Annotated in this window: 16 protein-coding genes; 7 read left to right on the top strand and 9 right to left on the bottom strand. The window is 63.7% G+C overall.

All coding sequences use genetic code 11. From position 1 onward, the window contains the following. The first annotated feature begins 84 nt into the window (after positions 1 to 84). The 6 genes from lptE (at position 85) to KUW00_RS18650 (ending at position 4,841) form a co-directional block, all read left to right on the top strand. The gene (gene lptE, locus KUW00_RS18675) at positions 85 to 576 is read left to right on the top strand and encodes an LPS assembly lipoprotein LptE (RefSeq protein WP_108132826.1); all 492 of its coding nucleotides are present in this window, start codon (positions 85 to 87) and stop codon (positions 574 to 576) included. A gap of 7 nt (positions 577 to 583) precedes the next feature. Beyond that, a complete protein-coding gene (gene holA / locus KUW00_RS18670) occupies positions 584 to 1,645 on the top strand; it encodes a DNA polymerase III subunit delta (protein WP_222569842.1) in 1,062 nt (353 codons plus the stop codon). Between the two features lie 201 nt (positions 1,646 to 1,846). Beyond that, the gene (locus tag KUW00_RS18665; RefSeq protein WP_222569841.1) at positions 1,847 to 2,923 is read left to right on the top strand and encodes a GGDEF domain-containing protein; all 1,077 of its coding nucleotides are present in this window, start codon (positions 1,847 to 1,849) and stop codon (positions 2,921 to 2,923) included. Between the two features lie 148 nt (positions 2,924 to 3,071). Next, positions 3,072 to 3,461 carry a PA2779 family protein gene (locus KUW00_RS18660; RefSeq protein WP_045992681.1) on the top strand — a complete coding sequence of 130 codons (390 nt, stop codon included), beginning with the start codon at positions 3,072 to 3,074 and terminating at the stop codon, positions 3,459 to 3,461. Between the two features lie 13 nt (positions 3,462 to 3,474). Next, positions 3,475 to 4,419 carry a PA2778 family cysteine peptidase gene (locus KUW00_RS18655; RefSeq protein ID WP_240184229.1) on the top strand — a complete coding sequence of 315 codons (945 nt, stop codon included), beginning with the start codon at positions 3,475 to 3,477 and terminating at the stop codon, positions 4,417 to 4,419. After that, positions 4,416 to 4,841 (top strand): DUF488 domain-containing protein, encoded by a 426-nt coding sequence (locus tag KUW00_RS18650; protein WP_124803686.1) that lies wholly within the window; start codon positions 4,416 to 4,418, stop codon positions 4,839 to 4,841. Before KUW00_RS18655 ends, KUW00_RS18650 begins: the two co-directional genes overlap by 4 nt. Before the next feature lie 285 nt (positions 4,842 to 5,126). On the opposite strand, the gene sthA is transcribed toward KUW00_RS18650, so the two are convergent. From sthA to KUW00_RS18605, 9 genes are all read right to left on the bottom strand, one after another. Beyond that, positions 5,127 to 6,518, bottom strand: coding sequence for a Si-specific NAD(P)(+) transhydrogenase (gene sthA / locus KUW00_RS18645; protein ID WP_222569840.1), 1,392 nt, complete (start codon positions 6,516 to 6,518; stop codon positions 5,127 to 5,129). A 113-nt stretch (positions 6,519 to 6,631) separates the two neighbouring features. Beyond that, positions 6,632 to 6,889 (bottom strand): (Na+)-NQR maturation NqrM, encoded by a 258-nt coding sequence (nqrM, locus tag KUW00_RS18640; protein WP_045992660.1) that lies wholly within the window; start codon positions 6,887 to 6,889, stop codon positions 6,632 to 6,634. A 341-nt stretch (positions 6,890 to 7,230) separates the two neighbouring features. Continuing rightward, entirely contained in the window at positions 7,231 to 8,463 is a 1,233-nt protein-coding gene (nqrF, locus tag KUW00_RS18635) for an NADH:ubiquinone reductase (Na(+)-transporting) subunit F (protein WP_045992661.1), read from the bottom strand. A gap of 63 nt (positions 8,464 to 8,526) precedes the next feature. Then, entirely contained in the window at positions 8,527 to 9,144 is a 618-nt protein-coding gene (gene nqrE / locus KUW00_RS18630; RefSeq protein ID WP_045992662.1) for an NADH:ubiquinone reductase (Na(+)-transporting) subunit E, read from the bottom strand. A gap of 1 nt (position 9,145) precedes the next feature. After that, the gene (locus tag KUW00_RS18625) at positions 9,146 to 9,814 is read right to left on the bottom strand and encodes an NADH:ubiquinone reductase (Na(+)-transporting) subunit D (protein WP_045992663.1); all 669 of its coding nucleotides are present in this window, start codon (positions 9,812 to 9,814) and stop codon (positions 9,146 to 9,148) included. A 2-nt stretch (positions 9,815 to 9,816) separates the two neighbouring features. Further along, entirely contained in the window at positions 9,817 to 10,635 is an 819-nt protein-coding gene (locus KUW00_RS18620; RefSeq protein WP_108132830.1) for a Na(+)-translocating NADH-quinone reductase subunit C, read from the bottom strand. Beyond that, the gene (locus KUW00_RS18615; protein ID WP_045992665.1) at positions 10,635 to 11,861 is read right to left on the bottom strand and encodes an NADH:ubiquinone reductase (Na(+)-transporting) subunit B; all 1,227 of its coding nucleotides are present in this window, start codon (positions 11,859 to 11,861) and stop codon (positions 10,635 to 10,637) included. The genes KUW00_RS18620 and KUW00_RS18615 overlap by 1 nt, the downstream gene beginning before the upstream one ends. After that, a complete protein-coding gene (locus KUW00_RS18610; protein WP_108132831.1) occupies positions 11,861 to 13,210 on the bottom strand; it encodes a Na(+)-translocating NADH-quinone reductase subunit A in 1,350 nt (449 codons plus the stop codon). The genes KUW00_RS18615 and KUW00_RS18610 overlap by 1 nt, the downstream gene beginning before the upstream one ends. Before the next feature lie 294 nt (positions 13,211 to 13,504). Next, positions 13,505 to 14,962: a glyceraldehyde-3-phosphate dehydrogenase gene (locus tag KUW00_RS18605; RefSeq protein WP_045992667.1), complete on the bottom strand. Its 1,458-nt coding sequence runs from the start codon at positions 14,960 to 14,962 to the stop codon at positions 13,505 to 13,507. A gap of 183 nt (positions 14,963 to 15,145) precedes the next feature. On the opposite strand from KUW00_RS18605, the gene mfd reads away from it, so the two are divergent. Further along, the gene (gene mfd / locus KUW00_RS18600; protein WP_222569839.1) at positions 15,146 to 18,595 is read left to right on the top strand and encodes a transcription-repair coupling factor; all 3,450 of its coding nucleotides are present in this window, start codon (positions 15,146 to 15,148) and stop codon (positions 18,593 to 18,595) included. The last annotated feature ends 3 nt before the right edge of the window (positions 18,596 to 18,598 follow it).

Here is an 18,598-nt window from a genome sequence, read left to right as displayed (position 1 = left end):
CCGCGTCAGACTGTCGGTGATACCAGGACATGATGCCGAAGGCTGTGCCTTCGGTTTTTCCCTCACGCTGGACAAGGAGTTCCCATGCAGCGTCGTCACTTCCTTGGTCTGACCCTGGCCTCCGGCGCCGCCCTGCTGCTCGCGGGCTGCGGCTTCCACCTGCGCGGCGTCGGCGGCGAGGTGCTGTCCCTGGACAGCCTGGCGCTCGACGGTGCCGACACCCCCTTCGCCGAGCAGTTGACCAAGCGTCTGGAAAGCCTCGGCACCCGCGTCGACGAGACGGCGTCGCTGCGTCTCAACCTGGGTGGCGAAGACGTCAGCATCCGTCAGGTCGGCGTGCTCGACACCGGCTCTCAGGACCAGCAACTGGTGCTGCGGATTCCCTACTCGATCCAGCGTGCAAGCGATGGCGCCTACCTGGCCGATCGCCAGGCGGTGGAGGTGCTCGAGGAGTTCTCGATCACCGACGACAACCTGCTGTCCCAGGATGAGCTGCGCACGGATGCCCTGGAAAACGCCCGCCGCGAGGCCGTACGCCAGATGATCGACCGACTGCGCGCCATCGAGGAAGTCTGATTCACCCATGAAGGTCTTTGCCGACAAGCTGCCGGACGCGCTTTCGAAGTCCGTGCCCCCTGTCATCATCGTCGCCGGTGATGAGCCTCTGCAGCACATGGAGGCCTGCGATCAGGTCCGGGCCCGTGCGCGCGAGTCGGGCGTCGAGGAACGTGAGGTGCTCCACGTCGAGGCCAACTTCGCCTGGGGCCGCCTCACCGAGTCCGCGGCGAGCCTGTCGCTGTTCGCCTCGCGCAAGTTGATCGAGCTGCGTCTGGGCGGCGCCAAGCCGGGCCAGGAAGGCGGCAAGGCGCTCAAGGAGTACGCCGAACAGGCACAGGGCAGCGACAACATCCTGCTGGTCAGCTGCGCCAAGCTCGACGCCCGCGAGCAGAAGAGCGCCTGGTTCAGGGCGCTCGACAAGCTGGGGCTGTTCGTTCCGGTGTGGCCGGTCGACCCTTCCCGCCTGGGTTTCTGGCTGAGGGACCGCGCCCAGCGCCACGGTCTGTCTATGTCGCTGGACGCCGCCCGGCTGCTGGGTGAGCGCACCGAGGGCAACCTTCTGGCCGCCGATCAGGAACTGCAGAAGCTGGCCTTGATGCTTCCTCCCGGCGCCCAGGTATCCCCCCGTGACGTCGCCGGCGGGGTCGAGAACAGTGCCCGCTACGACGTCTTCACTCTGGTCGATGCCTGCCTGAAAGCCGAGCGCGAGCGCGTCCTGCGTATCCTCGCGGGACTGGCCGCCGAGGGTACCGAGCCACCGATCATCCTGTGGGCCCTGACCCGCGAGATTCGCACCCTGCTGTCGCTGCATCAGCACCTGGACCAGGGCCAGAGCTTCGAGCACGCCTGCAAGGCCCAGAAGCCTCCGATCTTCGACCGTCGGCGCCCCGCCTACCAGGAAGCCATCCGTCGCCTGCCACTCAAGCGTCTGCACAAGCTTCTGATGTTCGCCCAACGCCTGGACCTGTCGATCAAGGGCGCAGCGGACCTGCCGCTGGAACAGGGCATTCAGGACCTGGCGCTGACCCTCGCTGGCGGTCGTGGACTGCTGGCAGAAATGGCCTGGTCCTATCGCGTGGCGCCGTAGCCGACGATTCGTCTTCCTTGCTCTCGCATGATGTGGCCTGGCGTCCCCCCTGTGACGCCAGGATGGGATAGGTCAGCCCGGCCAATGGGGGTATGACCCCGCACTGCGGGTACTCTGCGCATAGAATAGGGCAAGCACCTGCATCATTACCCCTTGGGCGCCCAGCGCGTCTGGTCGCCAGCGACCGCGAGTGCCCCCATCATGACCCGTGTCTTCCCGCTGGTTCTGGCCGCCGGCGTCACCTTGCTTTCGACCGCCAGCGCCCTGCTGTTGCTCGGCTACCTGAGCCAGGTGCGCCAGCCCATGGGCGTTATCCGCGATGCCCTAATCATCGAAACGGCACGGTCTCAGGAAAATGTGGCGAGCATCGCTTCACTCAAGCAGTTTGCCGGCATCGACAACTCGCCCCGGGCTCACGAGCTCACGCAAGTGGCCGATACCCTCCAACACCGTCTACGGACGCTGGCGGGCACCGCCACGCGACTGCCCACCTCCCAGCGGGACAGCGTGGTCGGCTACCTGCAACGTGCCGAGCACTCGATCAACCTGATCGCTCCTTCGCCTCTCTCTGGCACCACCGCAGACATCGACGACACCTTGCCGGGGCTCGCTTCGACCATCGATGAGCTGGCCATCTATCTGGTGGAGACCGAGTCGCACCAGCGAAAGCTCGATCGACGCCTGGCATTGGTGGCTACCATCCTGACGGCGCTGGTACTGATGGTCGGCACGGTGCTGTTTGTCGCCTTGCTGCGTCTGGAACGCCACAGCAACGCGCTACACTACCTGGCGATGACCGACGACCTCACCCAGCTCTACAATCGTCGCCAGTGGCTCGACCAGGCCCCCCACCTGCTGGCCCTTCGGCGCCCAGCGGACAGCCCAGTGGCGCTGATGCTGCTGGATCTGGACAACTTCAAACGCATCAATGACGGCTACGGCCACCCCACCGGTGACAAGGTATTGAAGTCCTTCGGCGAGATGCTCAAGCGCGTGGCCAGGCGCAGCGATCTGGCGGCGCGTCTGGGGGGCGACGAGTTCGCCCTGCTGATGCCCCAGGCGGACGCCCGCAACGCCGAAACCGTCGGCGAACGAATTCGCCACGAAACCGAGCACTTCGACCTGACCCAGCCGGCGGCCGGCGCCAACCTTACGGTCAGTATCGGCATCGCCGTCTCAAGCCACGCCGATGACGACTTCTCCACCCTGTACCGACGGGCCGACCAGGCGGTCTACCAGGCCAAGCATCAAGGACGCAATTGCATCCGCCTGGGCTAGAGAAACCAACAACCTGCATGAAATTCCTGTACCACCTTCGTTATACTCCTGTTGTCGCCAACGCATCCGGCGGGCAGGATGCCACTGGATGCATGTCGCCATCACCAAGGATCGAACAATTCCCGACACCATCAACAAGGAAGCCCCCATGACTTCACGACTGCGCCGCTTGCTGTGTACCGTTCTGATGCTGTGCCTGACCCTGGGCGCCGCCAGCGCCGGGGCCGCCACCTCGGTCCCGCTGGCCTCGACCAACGACGTGCTGGCCTCCCAGCAGAGCCAGGACGCCCGAGAACGCATCCATCAGGTACTGGCCCGCGATGACGTACGCCAGCAACTCGAACTCCAGGGCGTCGACCCCGGTGAGGTCGAGGACCGCGTAGCCGCCCTGTCCGACGCCGAAGCTCAGCAGATGGCCGACCAGCTCGACCAGATGCCCGCCGGCGCCAGCGTCATTGGCGTGCTGTTCGCGGTCTTCGTCATCCTGCTGGTCACCGACATCCTGGGTCTGACCGACGTCTACCCGTTCACCCGCTAAGGACATGCGCGTGATGCGCTCATTCGTCTCGAGCGCCCGCCTGGCGGGCGCTCTTTCGTTGGTGATGTGGCTCACAGCCTGTGCCAGCGCCCCCGAACTGGACCACAGCGTCACCGCTACGCTGCCCCAACGCCAGCTCCTCGAAGACGTCCCCTTTCACCCCCAGCGTGACTACCAGTGCGGCCCGGCCACACTGGCCATGGTGCTCAACCATGCAGGGGTCGACGTCGGCGTCGATCAACTGATCCCCGAAATCTACGTGCCCAGTCGCAAGGGCAGCTTCCAGCCCGAGATGCTGGCCGCCAGTCGCCGGCACGGGCGAATCCCGTTCACTCTGGCGCCACGCTTCGCCTCGCTGCTCGAAGAGGTCGATGCCGGCCGCGCGGTGGTGGTACTGCAGAACCTGTCGCTGCCGGCCTTCCCGCTGTGGCACTTCGCGGTGGTCAACGGCTACGATCTCGAGAGCGAAGAGGTATTGCTACGCACCGGCGTCACCCGTCAGGATGCCACCGATTTCGGGCGTTTCGACGCCACCTGGCAACGTTCCGAGCGCTGGGCCTTCGTGGCACTGACGCCAGGAGAGCTGCCGGTGACGATTGCACCGGAGGCGGCCATCCAGGCCACCTCGGACTTCGAACGGGTCCAGGGGCCAGAGCAAAGCCTGCCGGCCTGGCAAGCCCTGGTCGATCGCTTTCCCGAGGAGGCCATGGGGCACTTCGCGCTGGCCAACGCCTACCATGCGGCGGGCCAGCCTGACGCGGCCATCGACGCCTGGCGCAGCGCTGTCGCCAAGGATCCGTCGCTGGCGCCGGCCTGGTTGAACCTGGGTCTCACCCTGGCGTCCCAAGGAGATGACGAAGGGGCTCGAGAAGCGCTCAGGCGTGCGGCTTCGCTTGACGGGCCCTGGCAGCAAAGCGCCAGGGAGGCGCTGAACGAACAGCAAGGAGGAGCTCGATGAGCTACGACATCGTGTTCAAGGGCGTCTACCAGGCGCCCGAGCCCGACGACGGCGCCCGAGTACTGGTCGACCGCCTGTGGCCCAGAGGACGCAGCCGCGAGTCCCTGGCGCTTACCGAGTGGTACCGGGAGGCCTCACCCAGCAATGCCCTGCGACGCCAGTATCAGCTCGAGGAGATCAGTTCCAGGGTCTTCGAGATTCGCTATCGCGGCGAGCTACGCGACCACCCCGACCGGCTGTATCCGCTGATGCGCCTGGCCCGGCGTGGCCGCTTGACGCTGGTGACCGCGGCACGCGATGTCGACAGCACCCATCTGCCCGAGCTGCGCCAGCGCCTGCTCGAGGCATTGCACCAGGAAGATCAGGAAGACGCCCTGCCCTCCTCGCCGCCTTGCTTTGCCCACGAGAGCGGCCAGCACTAGGGCTTGTCTGAAAAGTGCCTGCGCTCGGTAATACGGCGTTAAAAATCGGATCAAAATGCTCATTTACACCCCGTAAACTGCGCTTTCTCACCGATTTTTGCCTTGTCTAACCTTCGCTCGTCGACTTTTCGGACAGCGCCTAGGGCTTGTCTAAAAGCGCCTTCGCTCGTCGACTTTTCGGATAGAGCCTAGCGCTCAGGCACCGGATCCAGCAGGCGCCAATAGTCCGCCCCCAGACAAAAAAGGTGCCCAAGGGCACCTTTCTTGTCGGTCGTGCTGGCCGGCTCAGAACACCCGGTTGAGGCCATTCTGGGCGGCCACCCGGTAGGCCTCGGCCATGGTCGGATAGTTGAAGGTGGTGTTGACGAAGTACTTCAGCGTATTCGCCTCCCCTTCCTGCTGCATGATCGCCTGGCCGATATGGACGATCTCCGAGGCCTGGTCGCCGAAGCAGTGGATGCCGTAGATCTCCAGGGTATCCTGATCGAACAGGATCTTGAGCATGCCGACGGTATCGCCGGTGATCTGGGCGCGGGCGGTGTCCTTGAAGAAGGCATGGCCGACCTCGTAGGGCACCTTGGCCTCGGTCAACTCGCGCTCGGTGCGACCAAAGGAGCTGATCTCGGGGATGGTGTAGATCCCGGTGGGCACCTCGGTGACGTAGCGGAATTCCCGGTCCAGCAGCTCGTCGCAGGCGTTCAGTCCCTGATCGTAGGCAGCGCTGGCGAGACTCGGCCAGCCGACCACGTCTCCGGCTGCGTAAATGTGGGGCAGCGCCGTACGATAGTGCTCGTCGACCTGCAGCTGACCGCGGCCGTTGGCGGTGAGACCGATGTTCTCGAGGCCCAGCTGGTCGGTATTGCCGGTGCGGCCGTTGGCCCACAGGAAGGCGTCGGCGCGCAGCCGCTTGCCCGACTTCAGATGCACCGTGACGCCGTGTTCGTCACCCTCGACGCGCTCGTACTCCTCGTTGTGGCGGATCAACACACCATGCTTGCGCAGATGGTAGGACAGCGCATCGCTGATCTCGTCATCGAGGAAGGACAAGAGGCTGCCGCGGTTGTTGATCAGATCCACCTTGAGTCCGAGCCCGGAGAAGATCGAGGCGTACTCACAGCCGATGACGCCGGCGCCGAAGATGATAAGGGTACGCGGGGTGTGCTGCAGACCAAGAATGTTATCGGAGCAGTAGATACGAGGGTGGCGAAAATCGATGTCCGCAGGACGGTAGGGCCGTGACCCGGTGGCGATGATCACCTTGTCCGCTACCAGCTCTTCCTGGTTTTCACCACTGCCCCTTACCATCAGGGTGTGTTCGTCCTTGAAGCGCGCGATCCCGTGATACAGGTCGATGCGATTGCGCGCGTAGAAGTTGGTACGCATGGACACCTGCTGATCGATGGTCACCCGGGAGCGTTCACGCACCTTGGGGAACGAGAACCAGCGCGGCTCGCCGATATCCCGGAACATGCTGTTGGTGTTGAACGACATGATCTGGCGGACCTGATGACGCAGCGCCTTGGAAGGGATGGTGCCCCAGTGGGTGCAATTGCCGCCGACCCGCGCCTGCTTTTCGACCACCGCGACCCGCTTGCCATGCTTGGCCGCATTGATCGCTGCGCTCTCGCCGGCGGGCCCGGTGCCGATCACCACCACGTCATAGTTGTGGACTGCCATCGTGTCTTCCTTCTCCTGGAAACCGACCCGGATGTGAGATGCCGGGCACTGCTTATCATGAGGACGGCGCCTCGAGAGGCGCCGTCATGGTCAGGGGGCGTCGATGCTGCCGCTCAGCGACGAGTCGCGTCGTAGCCCAGGTCCAGTCCGCGATTCTCGTCGGATTGGCGGCGCTGACTGGTGGCGCGCTTCTTTGATTCTTCCTCGCACACTTCATCCTTGCCGCCGCAGATCTCGCAGCCGTCCTTCAGGCCAAGCTGGTTGAGCCCGCCGCAGGAGCCGGCGATGGGCTTGCGGCCAAGAATGACACCGATCGCCATGGCGCCGATGATCAGCAGCATGGCACCGAAAACGATAAGGTAGATGGTCATGATGGACTCCTCGCTGGATGGGGCAGGATGGCTCTGGTCACTTTCTCGCGAACACTTTGTCGCCAACACCATCGCCTGCCTTTCTCCCATTGGACAGCGGTTGGACAAGAGATATCCCTGGGCGGAACAACGAATGGCCGTCGCCATACGCCCGAGGCGTTGAAGGTACCGACTCGACAAGGTCCCGTGTCCTCGCAGGACAGTCAGCGGGGCATTCTCGAGTCGGCGCGACAATTATGCCAGAACTCCTCTCGCGGCAAAATCACAAGGCGCACAAACCAACGAGCCCCGCACGGGGCGGGGCTCGCAAGGTGCCCTTGGGCACACGGACAGGCGCGTGATCAGCCGCCGAAGTCATCCAGCATGATGTTCTCGGGCTCGACGCCGAGATCCAGCAGCATCTTGATGACGGAGGCGTTCATCATGGGCGGCCCGCACATGTAGTACTCGCAGTCCTCGGGAGCCGGATGGTCCTTGAGGTACATGTCGTAGAGCACGTTGTGGATGAACCCGGTCGGCCCTTCCCAGTTGTCTTCCGGCTGGGGGTCGGACAGCGCCAGGTGCCAGTCGAAGTTCTCATGCTCCTCGGCCAGCTTGTCGTACTCTTCGTTGTAGAAGGTCTCGCGCCAGGAGCGTGCGCCGTACCAGAAGGTCATCTTGCGCTCGCTGTTCAGACGCTTCAGCTGGTCGAAGATGTGGCTGCGCATCGGCGCCATGCCGGCACCACCGCCGATGAAGACCATCTCGGCGTCGGTATCCTTGGCGAAGAACTCGCCAAACGGCCCCATCACCGTGACCTTGTCACCCGGCTTCAGGCTGAAGACGTAGGTGGACATCAGGCCAGGCGGGTGGCTGGAGTTGGGCGGAGGTGTCGCGATCCGGATGTTGAACTTGAGAATACCCTTCTCTTCCGGATAGTTGGCCATGGAGTAGGCACGAATGACCTCTTCGGTGTTCTTGTGCGAGACGTCGAACAGACCGAATTTTTCCCAGTCGCCGCGGTACTCTTCCTCGATATCGAAGTCGGAGAACTTGATGTCGTAGGCAGGTGCCACCAGCTGCACGTAGCCGCCGGCACGGAAGGCCACTTCCTCGCCTTCCGGCAGCTTCAGGTTCAGCTCCTTGATGAAGGTGGCGACGTTGGGGTTCTCGATGACCTCGCATTCCCACTTCTTGACGCCGAACACTTCCTCGGGGACCTGGATCTTCATGTCCTGCTTGACCGGTACCTGACAGGACAGACGCCAACCGACCTTCTTCTCGCGCAGGGTAAAGTGGCTTTCCTCGGTGGGCAGGATCGAGCCGCCGCCCTCCTCGACCCGGCATTTGCACTGGGCGCAGGAGCCGCCGCCGCCACAGGCGGAGGACAGGAAGATGCCGTTGGCCGCCAGGGTGTTGAGCAGCTTGCCGCCGGCCTGGGTGGTCAGGGTGTTCTCGGGATCGTCATTGATCTCGATGGTCACATCGCCCGAGCTCACGAGCTTGGAGCGGGCCGCCAGGATCACCGCCGTCAGACTGATGACGATGATGGTGAACATGACGACGCCGAGCACGATGACTGTTGTATCAACCATGTCGGTTTCCTATTGCTAGGGTTAGGGCCTGCACCGAGGGCTAGAGCCCCCGGTGCAGGGCACTCAGAGCTGGATGCCGGAGAAGGACATGAAGCCCAGGGACATCAGACCCACGGTGATGAAGGTGATGCCCAGTCCCTGCAGGGAAGCGGGCACATCGCTGTACTTCAGTTTTTCGCGGATACCGGCCAGGGCGGTGATCGCCAGCGCCCAGCCGACACCGGCGCCCAGGCCATAGACCACGGACTCACCGAAGTTGTAGCTGCGCTCGACCATGAACAGGGTGCCACCCAGGATGGCGCAGTTCACGGTGATCAGCGGCAGGAACACGCCGAGGGCGTTGTAGAGCGCCGGCACGAACTTGTCGAGGAACATCTCGAGGATCTGCACCAGTGCGGCGATGACGCCGATGTAGGACAGCAGACCCAGGAACGACAGGTCGATGTTCTCGGCGCCGGCGATGCCGGTCCAGGACAGCGCACCTTCCGCCAGCAGATACTCGAGGATCAGGTTGTTCACCGGCACGGTGATGGTCAGTACCGCTACCACGGCGATGCCCAGACCGATGGCCGAGGATACCTTCTTGGACACGGCCATGAAGGTACACATGCCCAGGAAGAACGCCAGTGCCATGTTCTCCACGAACACCGAGGCAACGAAAAGGCTCAGATAGTGTTCCATGTTACACGGCCTCCTTCGGCTGGGTGTTTTCCTTCATCACGAACTCGTTGTCCTCGACCTGCTCCGGGTTGAGGCTGCGCAGCACCCAGATGATCAGACCGATGATGAAGAAGGCGGACGGCGGCAGCAGCAGCAGGCCGTTGGGCACGTACCAGCCACCGTTCTGCACGGTTTCCAGGATGGTCACGCCGAACAGGCTGCCGGAGCCGAACAGCTCGCGGAAGAAGCCGACGGTCATCAGGATGAAGCCGTAGCCCAGACCGTTGCCGACACCGTCGAGGAACGACAGCGTCGGGGTGTTGGTCATGGCAAAGCCTTCGGCGCGGCCCATCACGATGCAGTTGGTGATGATCAGACCGACGAATACCGACAGCTGCTTGGACATCTCATAGGCAAAGGCCTTGAGGATCTGGTCCACCACGATCACCAACGAGGCGATGATGGTCATCTGCACGATGATACGGATGGAGGACGGAATGTGATTGCGGATCAGCGAGACGAACATGCTCGAGAACGCCGTCACGAAGATCACGGCCAGACTCATGACCAGCGAGACGCTGAGGCTCGAGGTCACCGCCAGCGCCGAACAGATACCGAGGATCTGCAGGGCGATGGGGTTGTTCTTGAAGATCGGCGTCAGGATGACGCCCTTGGGAGTCGGTGCAGACATCGTCAGGCTCCTTCGCTGTCGTCAGAGGGGCTGGCGTCGGCGCTGGCCTGGCTGTCCACGCCATCGCGGAAGCGCGCCAGGTAGTGACCGAAGCCTTCCTCGCTCAGCCAGAATTGCACCAGCTTGGTCACGCCGCGGCTGGTCAGAGACGCGCCAGACAGGGCGTCGACCTCGGTGGACTCGCTGGCACCACCCTTCACCAGCTGGATGGCCGGCTCCATGGTGTCGCTCGAGGCGTAGATTTCCTTGCCTTCCCACTGCGCCTTCCAGCGCGGGTTGTCGACCTCGCCACCCAGGCCAGGTGTCTCGGCGTGGGAATAGAAGGTGATCCCGCCGATGGTGTTGCCGTCACCCTGCACAGACAGGTAGCCGCGCATCAGGCCCCACAGGCCCTGGCCACGAATCGGCAGCACGATCTGCTCGGGGTTGTTCTCGTCACCGACCAGATAGATGGTGGAGAACTGCTCCTGACGGCCGAGACCGGCGATGTCCTTCTCCCCGGACAGGGTGCGCGACTGGGCCGGATCCTTGGCGGCCTGGAAGCCGTCATAGGTCTCGGGATCGACCTCATCGGTGTACTCCCCGGTGTCGAGATCGACGACCTTGGCGGTCACCGCCTGGGAGAACTCCTTGCCGACGTCCATGCCCGGTTCGTACAGGTCGGCCACGGCCAGGATGTTGGACTTGCGGTCCAGCTCCTGGTTGCGCTCCTGGCGCGCCTTGAGTCCCACCGCCGCCGTCGACACGATGATCGAGCAGACGATACACAGGGAGAAGGCGACCGTCAGGATCTTCTTGATGGAGTTGTTACCTTGTGCCATCAGGCGGTCTCCTCGGCCACGACAGCGGTGCGCTTGGCGCGACGCTTGATGTTGGCCTGAACAAAGAAGTGATCGATGAGCGGCGCGAACAGGTTGGCGAACAGGATCGCCAGCATGATGCCCTCGGGGAAGGCCGGGTTGACCACACGGATCAGTACCGTCATCACACCGATCAGGGCGCCGAAGATGAAGCGACCCGGGTTGGTCATGGACGCCGACACGGGATCGGTGGCCATGAACACCATGCCGAAGGCGAAGCCACCCACCACCAGGTGCCAGTACCAGGGCATGGCGAACATGGCGTTGGTGTCGGAGCCGATCAGGTTGAGAATGGAGCTCATCGCTACCATGCCGAGGAACACGCCGGCAACGATCCGCCACGAGGCGATCTTCATGCCGATCAGCACCACCGCCCCGATCAGGATCGCAAGCGTCGAGGTCTCACCCACGGAGCCGGGAATGAAGCCAAGGAAGGCGTCCCACCAGCTGTACTGGTCCTGCAGTGCGGCCATACCGCTCTGATAGGCGGTGGACAGCGGCGTCGCGCCGGTGAAGCCGTCGGCAGCGACCCACACGGCATCACCGGAGATCTGCGCCGGATAGGCGAAGTACAGGAAGGCACGACCGGTCAGCGCCGGGTTGAGGAAGTTCTTGCCGGTACCACCGAAGATTTCCTTGCCGATCACCACACCGAAGGTGATGCCGAGCGCCACCTGCCACAGCGGGATGGTAGCCGGCAGGATCAGGGCGTAGAGCACGGAGGTGACGAAGAAGCCTTCGTTGACCTCGTGGCCGCGCTTGATCGCGAACAGCACTTCCCAGAAGCCACCGATGACGAAGGTCACCAGGTAGATCGGGAGGAAGTAGGTAGCGCCCAGCACGAAGTTGGACCACAGGCTGCCGGCGTCGTGGCCACCGGCGAAGGTCAGCAGGATCATCTCGCGCCAGCCGCCCATGGAGTCGTAACCCGCGGCGATGGCCTCATTGGCCTGCCAGCCGGCGTTCCACATGCCGAAGAACATGGCCGGGAAGGTGCAGAACCACACCGTGATCATCATGCGCTTGAGGTCGATGCCGTCACGCACGTGAGCCGTGGTCTTGGTCACGCTGGGAGGCGCATAGAAGATAGTGTCCACCGCCTCGTACAGCGGATAGAACTTCTCGTACTTGCCACCCTTGTGAAAGTGCGGCTCGAGATTGTCGAGTGTCTGTCGAATACCCATCATCAGGCCTCTTTCTCGATCATGGTGAGGTTGTCACGCAGGATGGGACCGTACTCATACTTGCCCGGGCACACATAGGTGCACAGCGCCAGGTCTTCTTCATCCAGCTCGAGGCAGCCGAGCTCCATCGCCGACTCGATGTCGCCGACGATCAGCGAACGCAAGAGCTGCGTGGGCATGATGTCCAGCGGCATCACCTTTTCATACGCACCCACCGGCACCATGGCGCGCTCGGAGCCATTGGTCGAGGTGGTCGGCGCATAGTTGCGCAGGCCCTTCAGGCTCGACAGGTAGATACCCAGTACCGAGTGACGATTGGCACCCGGCGACAACCAGCCCATGAAGGCACGCTTGTTGCCCTCTTCCAGCAGGGTGATCTGGTTGTGGAAGCGGCCCAGGTAGCGCAGGCTGCCTTCGGCGGTGAAGCCGGAGAACACGCCTCCGCTGATGACGCGGGTGTCATCGGCAGACTTGATCTCGTGATCCAGCAGCTCGTCAGTGCTGGCACCCACACGGGTACGCACCAGACGCGGACGCTCGGCACGCGGGCCGCCAACGGCGACCACTCGGCTCAGATCCAGCTTGCCTTCACTGAACAGCTTGCCGAAGGCGATCACGTCCTGATAGCCGATGTGCCAGACGCGACGCTGCAGCGACACCGGGGACAGGAAGTGAATGTGGGTACCGACCAGGCCCGCCGGATGGGGACCGGCGAAGCTCTCGTGGTGGACGCCCTTGACCTTGGTGCCCGGAATCTGGGCATCGGTGGCGGTGCACAGGAACACCTTGCCCTCGGTCAGTCGACCCAGCACCTTGAGGCCGTCCTCGAACGCCTCGGCCTGCTCGTTGATGACCAGCGACGGATCGGCGGCCAGCGGCTGGGTGTCGATGGCGGTGACGAAGATGTCGGTGGGTACGGCGTCGGGCGCCGGGGTACGCGAGAACGGGCGAGTGCGCAGCGCGGTCCACAGACCGGACTCCACCAGTTGGTCGACCACGGTCTGACGTTCGAGGGACTCGAGCGCATCGCGGCCATGAGCCGTGAAGGACTCGGCCTCGGCGCTGTCGTCGACCTCGATCACCACCGACAGGAGCCTGCGCTTTTCCCCGCGATTGATCGCCACTACTTCACCCGAGGCCGGCGAGGTAAAGCGCACGCCCTCGATCTTCTTGTCGGTGAACAGTAATTGGCCCAGCTTGACCTTGTCCCCCTCCTTGACCTCCATGGTCGGCTTCATGCCGATATAGTCGGTCCCCAGGAGCGCCACGTGGCGCACCGGTCGCGCATCCTCGATACGCTGCTCCGGCGCTCCCGTGATGGGGAGATCCAGGCCTTTCTTGACTTCGATCATAGACTCGCCCAGTTGATGGATCGTAGATAATGGACGGAGGTTCGGTGGAAATGAGAGGAATTCTTGTTATAAGCCACGCATCACCAGTCACGCCGAGGCGACATCGAACCACCCCGAAAAATCCCCAGCATTATAAAGACAAGCCAGTGGATTGACCACATGATCGAACGTCGCAGAACTGCGTGATTCTGCAAAACCGCTTCCATCCCAAACAGAAAAACCCCTTGCCAAACAAGGTTGGCAAGGGGTATTCGAGCTACCTCAACGCGAGACTCTCGCCCCGCTCGGCACGGACTAGGCGTGACGCGGCAGCTTACAGAAGGCCACGTTGGAGATCTGCTGCAGGATACGAATCACCTGGCAGCTGTAGCCGAACTCGTTGTCGTACCACACATAGACCACCGCGTGGCGGCCCTGGGCGATGGTCGCCTTGGCGTCGACGATGCCGGCGTGACGGTTGCCGACGAAGTCGGTGGAGACCACCTCCGGCGAGTCGACGAAGTCGATCTGTTTCTGGAAGGCCGAGTCGATGGACATGCGGCGCAGGTAGTCGTTGAGCGACTCGGCGTCGGTCTCGCGCTCGAGCGACAGGTTGAGGATCGCCATCGACACATTGGGCGTGGGCACGCGGATGGCGTTGCCGGTCAGCTTGCCACCCAGCTCCGGCAGTGCCTTGGAAACCGCCTTGGCAGCACCGGTCTCGGTCAGCACCATGTTCAGCGGTGCGCTGCGTCCGCGACGGTCACCCTTGTGGTAGTTGTCGATCAGGTTCTGATCGTTGGTGTAGGAGTGAACGGTCTCGACGTGGCCATGCTCGATGCCGTATTCGTCGTTCATCACCTTCAATACCGGCACGATGGCGTTGGTGGTGCAGGACGCCGCGGAGATGATGCGATCATCCTGGGTGATGTCGCCATGATTGATGCCATAGACGATGTTTTTCAGGTCGCCCTTACCCGGAGCGGTCAGCAGCGCCTTGGACACGCCCTTGCACTCCAGGTGCTGACCGAGGCCAGCCTCGTCGCGCCAGATACCGGTGTTGTCGACCACCACGGCGTTGTTGATGCCGTAGGCGGTGTAGTCCACATCGCTCGGCGAATCGGCGTAGATCACCTGGATCACGTTGCCGTTGGCGGTCAGGGTGCGGGTCTCCGGGCACACGCTGATGGTGCCGTCGAAGGGACCGTGAACGCTGTCACGACGCAGCAGGCTGGCGCGCTTTTCCAGATCCTTGGCGATATCGCCACGACCGCGCACCACGATGGCCTTGAGGCGCAGCAGGTTGCCGCCACCGGCCTTCTCGATCAGCACGCGGGCCAGGATCCGGCCGATCCGACCGAAGCCGTAGAGCACCACGTCCTTGGGCTCGCCATTGCCGGCGTCAGGATCGTGACAGTCGACAATCTCGGCCAGCTGCTCGCGCATGAACGCCAGCGCATCGCCACCGCCCTGCTTCTTGAATGCCACACCCAGCTTGCCCACATCGACGTGAGCCGGCCCCAGATTCAGCTGGGTCATCGCCTGTACCAGCGGGAAGGTATCCTGCACCGACAACTCGGTACCTTCGATCTTCCTGACGAAACGATGGTCCTTGAGGATGCGGATGACGCTGCGGTTGAACAGCGAACGTCCGAACATGGTGGTGACCACGTTATTGCGACGATACAGGCTGCCGATCAGCGGGATCATCTGCTCGGCCACGGCCTGGTTGTCGTGCCATTGCTGGAAGACGATATCGGGTTGCTGGCTCACGAGAGACCTCTAAGTCTGATGGGGAAACGAGCGTATTATCAGCTCCCCCCTTGAAAGGGGCAATGACTGTATGGTCGCACCTCCTGTAGGCCCGTTACACAAATCGCGGTTTGACTACATGAGCGAGATCGGGCTGGTATGATGCCTGCTCGACCTCTGAACGCCAGCGAAACGACATCCTCTATGCCTACCTTTTCGCCGCTCGATCCGCCGCATCCCCAGGGCGCCCGTGACACCCTGTACCTCACCACGCCCGCCGGCAGCGCCAGCGCCCTGGCGCTTTCGCGCCTGGCTGCCGACGCGCCACTACTGGTGATTACCCAGGATACCGCCGAGGCACTGAGGCTCGAGAACGAACTGGCCTTCTATGCCGACGTGCCGGTACTGCCCTTCCCCGACTGGGAGACGCTGCCCTACGACAGCTTTTCGCCCCATCAGGACATCGTCTCGTCGCGGCTGCGCACCCTCCGGCATCTGCAGGATGGTGTGCACGGCATCGTGCTGGTACCGATCAATACCCTGATGCAGCGTCTGCCGCCGGTGGACTATATCGCCGGACGGGTGCTAACCTTGGAGGTCGGCGCCACCCTGCAACGGGAGACCTTCCGCGAACAGCTGTCACGGGCGGGCTACCGGGCGGTAGAAACCGTCTTCGAGCCGGGTGAATACACCCTGCGTGGCGCCCTGATCGATCTCTTTCCCATGGGCAGCGACCATCCGCTTCGCATCGACCTGTTCGACGACGAGATCGACACCCTCAGGAGCTTCGACCCCGACACCCAGCGCAGCCTCGACAAGGTCGAGCGGATCGACCTGCTGCCGGCGCACGAGTATTCGCTGTCACGCTCGGCCATCGCCTGCTTTCGTGAAGGCTTCGAGACCCTGTTCGACGTCGACCCACGCCAGTGCCCGCTTTATGTCGATGCGCTGAAGGGCATCCCCTCACCCGGTCTCGAGCAGTATCTGCCGTTGTTCTTCGAGGCCACCGCTTCACTGTTCGACCATCTGCCCGCGGACACCCGCGTCGCCCTGATGTCCGGCTGCCGCGAAGCCGCCGAGCACCACTGGCAGGCGATCACCAGCCGCTACGAAAATCTCGGCGTCGATCCGACCCGCCCCCTGCTGCCGCCCCACCGTGCCTTCATCCCGGAAGCGGAACTGTTCGGGCTGATCAAGACCCACCCCAGGGTCGAGCTGACGGCAGACAGCGAGCATCCCCACGCCCATCCCTCGGATGCCAGCGACGCCCCCCAGGTGGCGATCAATGCCAGGGCAAAGGATCCGCTGGCGGCGCTCAGAGGCTTTCTGAACGAGCACGCAGAGCGGCGGGTGCTGTTCGTGGCCGAGTCCCGGGGGCGTCGGGAAGCGCTGGAGGAGACCCTGGCCCCCGCTACCGGTGCACTGGACGCCGCGGACGGATTTTCCGACTTCCTCGCCGGCAGCTCTCGCCTGGCCATCGCCGAGGGGCAGCTCTCCAGCGGCCTGTCGCTCGGCTCCCCCGCGGTCAGTGTGATCACCGAGACGGAACTGTTCGGCGAGATCGTGCGCCAGACCCGCCGCCAGGCCAAGGCCACCGACGACAACGAACTCGCCGTACGCCATCTTTCCGAACTCAAGGTCGGCGCCCCGGTGGTCCACCAGTCCCATGGCGTCGGCCGCTACCGCGGGCTGGAAACGCTGGAAGCCGGCGGCCAGGCGGCCGAATTCGTCAGCCTCGAGTACGCCGACGGCGCCAAACTCTACGTGCCGGTGGACAGCCTGCACCTTATTTCCCGCTACGCCGGTGCCGACGATGAACTGGCACCGCTGCATCGACTGGGCTCGGAACAGTGGGAAAAGGCCAAGCGCAAGGCCGCCGAGAAGATCCGCGATACCGCCGCCGAGCTGCTCGACATCTATGCCCGCCGCGAGGCCCGGGAAGGCTTCGCCTGTGCCGCCCCGGATGAAGAGTACGCTCGCTTCGTCGCCAACTTCCCGTTCGAGGAGACGCCGGATCAGCGGGTCACCATCCAGGCGGTGATCCAAGACATGACCGCACCGCGCCCGATGGACCGTGTCGTCTGCGGCGACGTCGGCTTCGGCAAGACCGAGGTCGCCATGCGTGCCGCCTTTCTTGCGGTACAGTCCGGGCGCCAGGTGGTGGTGCTGGTGCCGACCACCCTGCTCGCCCGCCAGCATTTCGAGAACTTCCGCGACCGCTTCGCCGATACCGCGGTGGATATCGAGCTGCTGTCCCGCTTCACCAGCAGCGGCAGTCAGACGGACACCCTCAAGCGCGTTCGCGAAGGCAAGGTCGATATCGTCATCGGCACCCACAAGCTGTTGTCTCGGAAGCTCGACTTCCCGGAGCTGGGGCTGGTCATCATCGATGAAGAACATCGCTTCGGCGTGTCCCAGAAGGAAAGGCTCAAGACCCTGCGTGCCGAGGTCGACGTACTGACCATGACCGCAACGCCGATCCCGCGAACCCTCAACATGGCCATGAGCGGCATCCGCGACCTGTCGATCATCGCCACCCCGCCGGCCAGACGCCTGTCGGTGAAGACCTTCGTCCAGCAGCGCGAAGAAGCCGTGATCAAGGAGGCGATCCTGCGCGAGATACTGCGCGGCGGCCAGGTCTACTACCTGCACAACGAGGTCAAGACCATCGAGACAGCCGCTGAGAAGGTCCGCGAACTGGTGCCCGACGCCCGCGTCGCGGTAGCGCATGGGCAGCTGCCCGAGCGCTCGCTGGAACGGGTGATGTCCGACTTCTATCACAAGCGCTTCAACGTGCTGGTGTGCTCGACCATCATCGAGACCGGCATCGACGTGCCCAGCGCCAACACCATCATCATCGAGCGTGCCGACAAGTTCGGACTGGCCCAGCTCCACCAGCTGCGCGGCCGGGTAGGCCGCAGCCACCACCAGGCCTACGCCTACCTGCTGGCGCCGCCGCCTCGCTCGATCACCCGAGATGCGGTCAAGCGCCTCGAGGCGATCGGCCAGGCCGAGGACCTGGGCGCTGGCTTCACCCTGGCCAGCCACGACATGGAAATCCGCGGCGCCGGCGAACTGCTGGGCGACGAACAGAGCGGCCAGATGGAAGCGGTGGGCTACAGCCTCTATATGGAGATGCTCGACCGGGCGGTGAAGGCCATCCGTGAGGGTCGCACCCCGAATATCGAGGCGCCACTGCAGGAAGGCGTCGAGATCAGCCTCAACCTGCCGGCGCTGATTCCCGACGACTATCTCCCCGATGTCCAGCAGCGTCTGGTGATGTACAAGCGCATCGCCAACGCCGACAACGAGGCCGAGCTCAAGGAACTGCGTGTGGAGATGATCGATCGCTTCGGGCTGCTGCCCGCCCCGGTCAAGACGCTGCTGCGCCAGACCCGCCTCAGGCAGCGTGCCGAAAGGCTCGGTATCGTGCGCCTGGAAGCGGGCGCCGAGCGCGGGCGCGTGCTGTTCGGCGGCCAGACCGCGGTGGATCCGCTGACGCTGGTGGGGCTGATCCAGGGGGCGCCGGAACGCTATCGACTGGAGGGCGCCGACACCCTGCGCTTCCAGGCCGATATGGCCGTCGAGGAGACCCGCTTCGAGGCCGTCGAGGCGCTGCTGGACCAACTCAATCGAAAGACTCAGGCGGCCTGAGCT

It is taken from the genome of Halomonas sp. DP5N14-9, assembly GCF_019802175.1.
GTDB classification, from domain to species: domain Bacteria; phylum Pseudomonadota; class Gammaproteobacteria; order Pseudomonadales; family Halomonadaceae; genus Halomonas; species Halomonas litopenaei.
The sequence above is the reverse complement of the archived record's forward strand: the minus strand, read 5'-3'. Positions and strand labels throughout refer to the sequence as shown.

What these genes read in the sequence shown, in the direction of transcription:
- lptE (WP_108132826.1), top strand. Translation starts at nt 85, where the DNA reads ATGCAGCGTCGTCACTTCCTTGGTCTGACCCTGGCCTCCGGCGCCGCC.
- holA (WP_222569842.1), top strand. Translation starts at nt 584, where the DNA reads ATGAAGGTCTTTGCCGACAAGCTGCCGGACGCGCTTTCGAAGTCCGTG.
- KUW00_RS18665 (WP_222569841.1), top strand. Translation starts at nt 1,847, where the DNA reads ATGACCCGTGTCTTCCCGCTGGTTCTGGCCGCCGGCGTCACCTTGCTT.
- KUW00_RS18660 (WP_045992681.1), top strand. Translation starts at nt 3,072, where the DNA reads ATGACTTCACGACTGCGCCGCTTGCTGTGTACCGTTCTGATGCTGTGC.
- KUW00_RS18655 (WP_240184229.1), top strand. Translation starts at nt 3,475, where the DNA reads ATGCGCTCATTCGTCTCGAGCGCCCGCCTGGCGGGCGCTCTTTCGTTG.
- KUW00_RS18650 (WP_124803686.1), top strand. Translation starts at nt 4,416, where the DNA reads ATGAGCTACGACATCGTGTTCAAGGGCGTCTACCAGGCGCCCGAGCCC.
- sthA (WP_222569840.1), bottom strand. Translation starts at nt 6,518, where the DNA reads ATGGCAGTCCACAACTATGACGTGGTGGTGATCGGCACCGGGCCCGCC.
- nqrM (WP_045992660.1), bottom strand. Translation starts at nt 6,889, where the DNA reads ATGACCATCTACCTTATCGTTTTCGGTGCCATGCTGCTGATCATCGGC.
- nqrF (WP_045992661.1), bottom strand. Translation starts at nt 8,463, where the DNA reads ATGGTTGATACAACAGTCATCGTGCTCGGCGTCGTCATGTTCACCATC.
- nqrE (WP_045992662.1), bottom strand. Translation starts at nt 9,144, where the DNA reads ATGGAACACTATCTGAGCCTTTTCGTTGCCTCGGTGTTCGTGGAGAAC.
- KUW00_RS18625 (WP_045992663.1), bottom strand. Translation starts at nt 9,814, where the DNA reads ATGTCTGCACCGACTCCCAAGGGCGTCATCCTGACGCCGATCTTCAAG.
- KUW00_RS18620 (WP_108132830.1), bottom strand. Translation starts at nt 10,635, where the DNA reads ATGGCACAAGGTAACAACTCCATCAAGAAGATCCTGACGGTCGCCTTC.
- KUW00_RS18615 (WP_045992665.1), bottom strand. Translation starts at nt 11,861, where the DNA reads ATGATGGGTATTCGACAGACACTCGACAATCTCGAGCCGCACTTTCAC.
- KUW00_RS18610 (WP_108132831.1), bottom strand. Translation starts at nt 13,210, where the DNA reads ATGATCGAAGTCAAGAAAGGCCTGGATCTCCCCATCACGGGAGCGCCG.
- mfd (WP_222569839.1), top strand. Translation starts at nt 15,146, where the DNA reads ATGCCTACCTTTTCGCCGCTCGATCCGCCGCATCCCCAGGGCGCCCGT.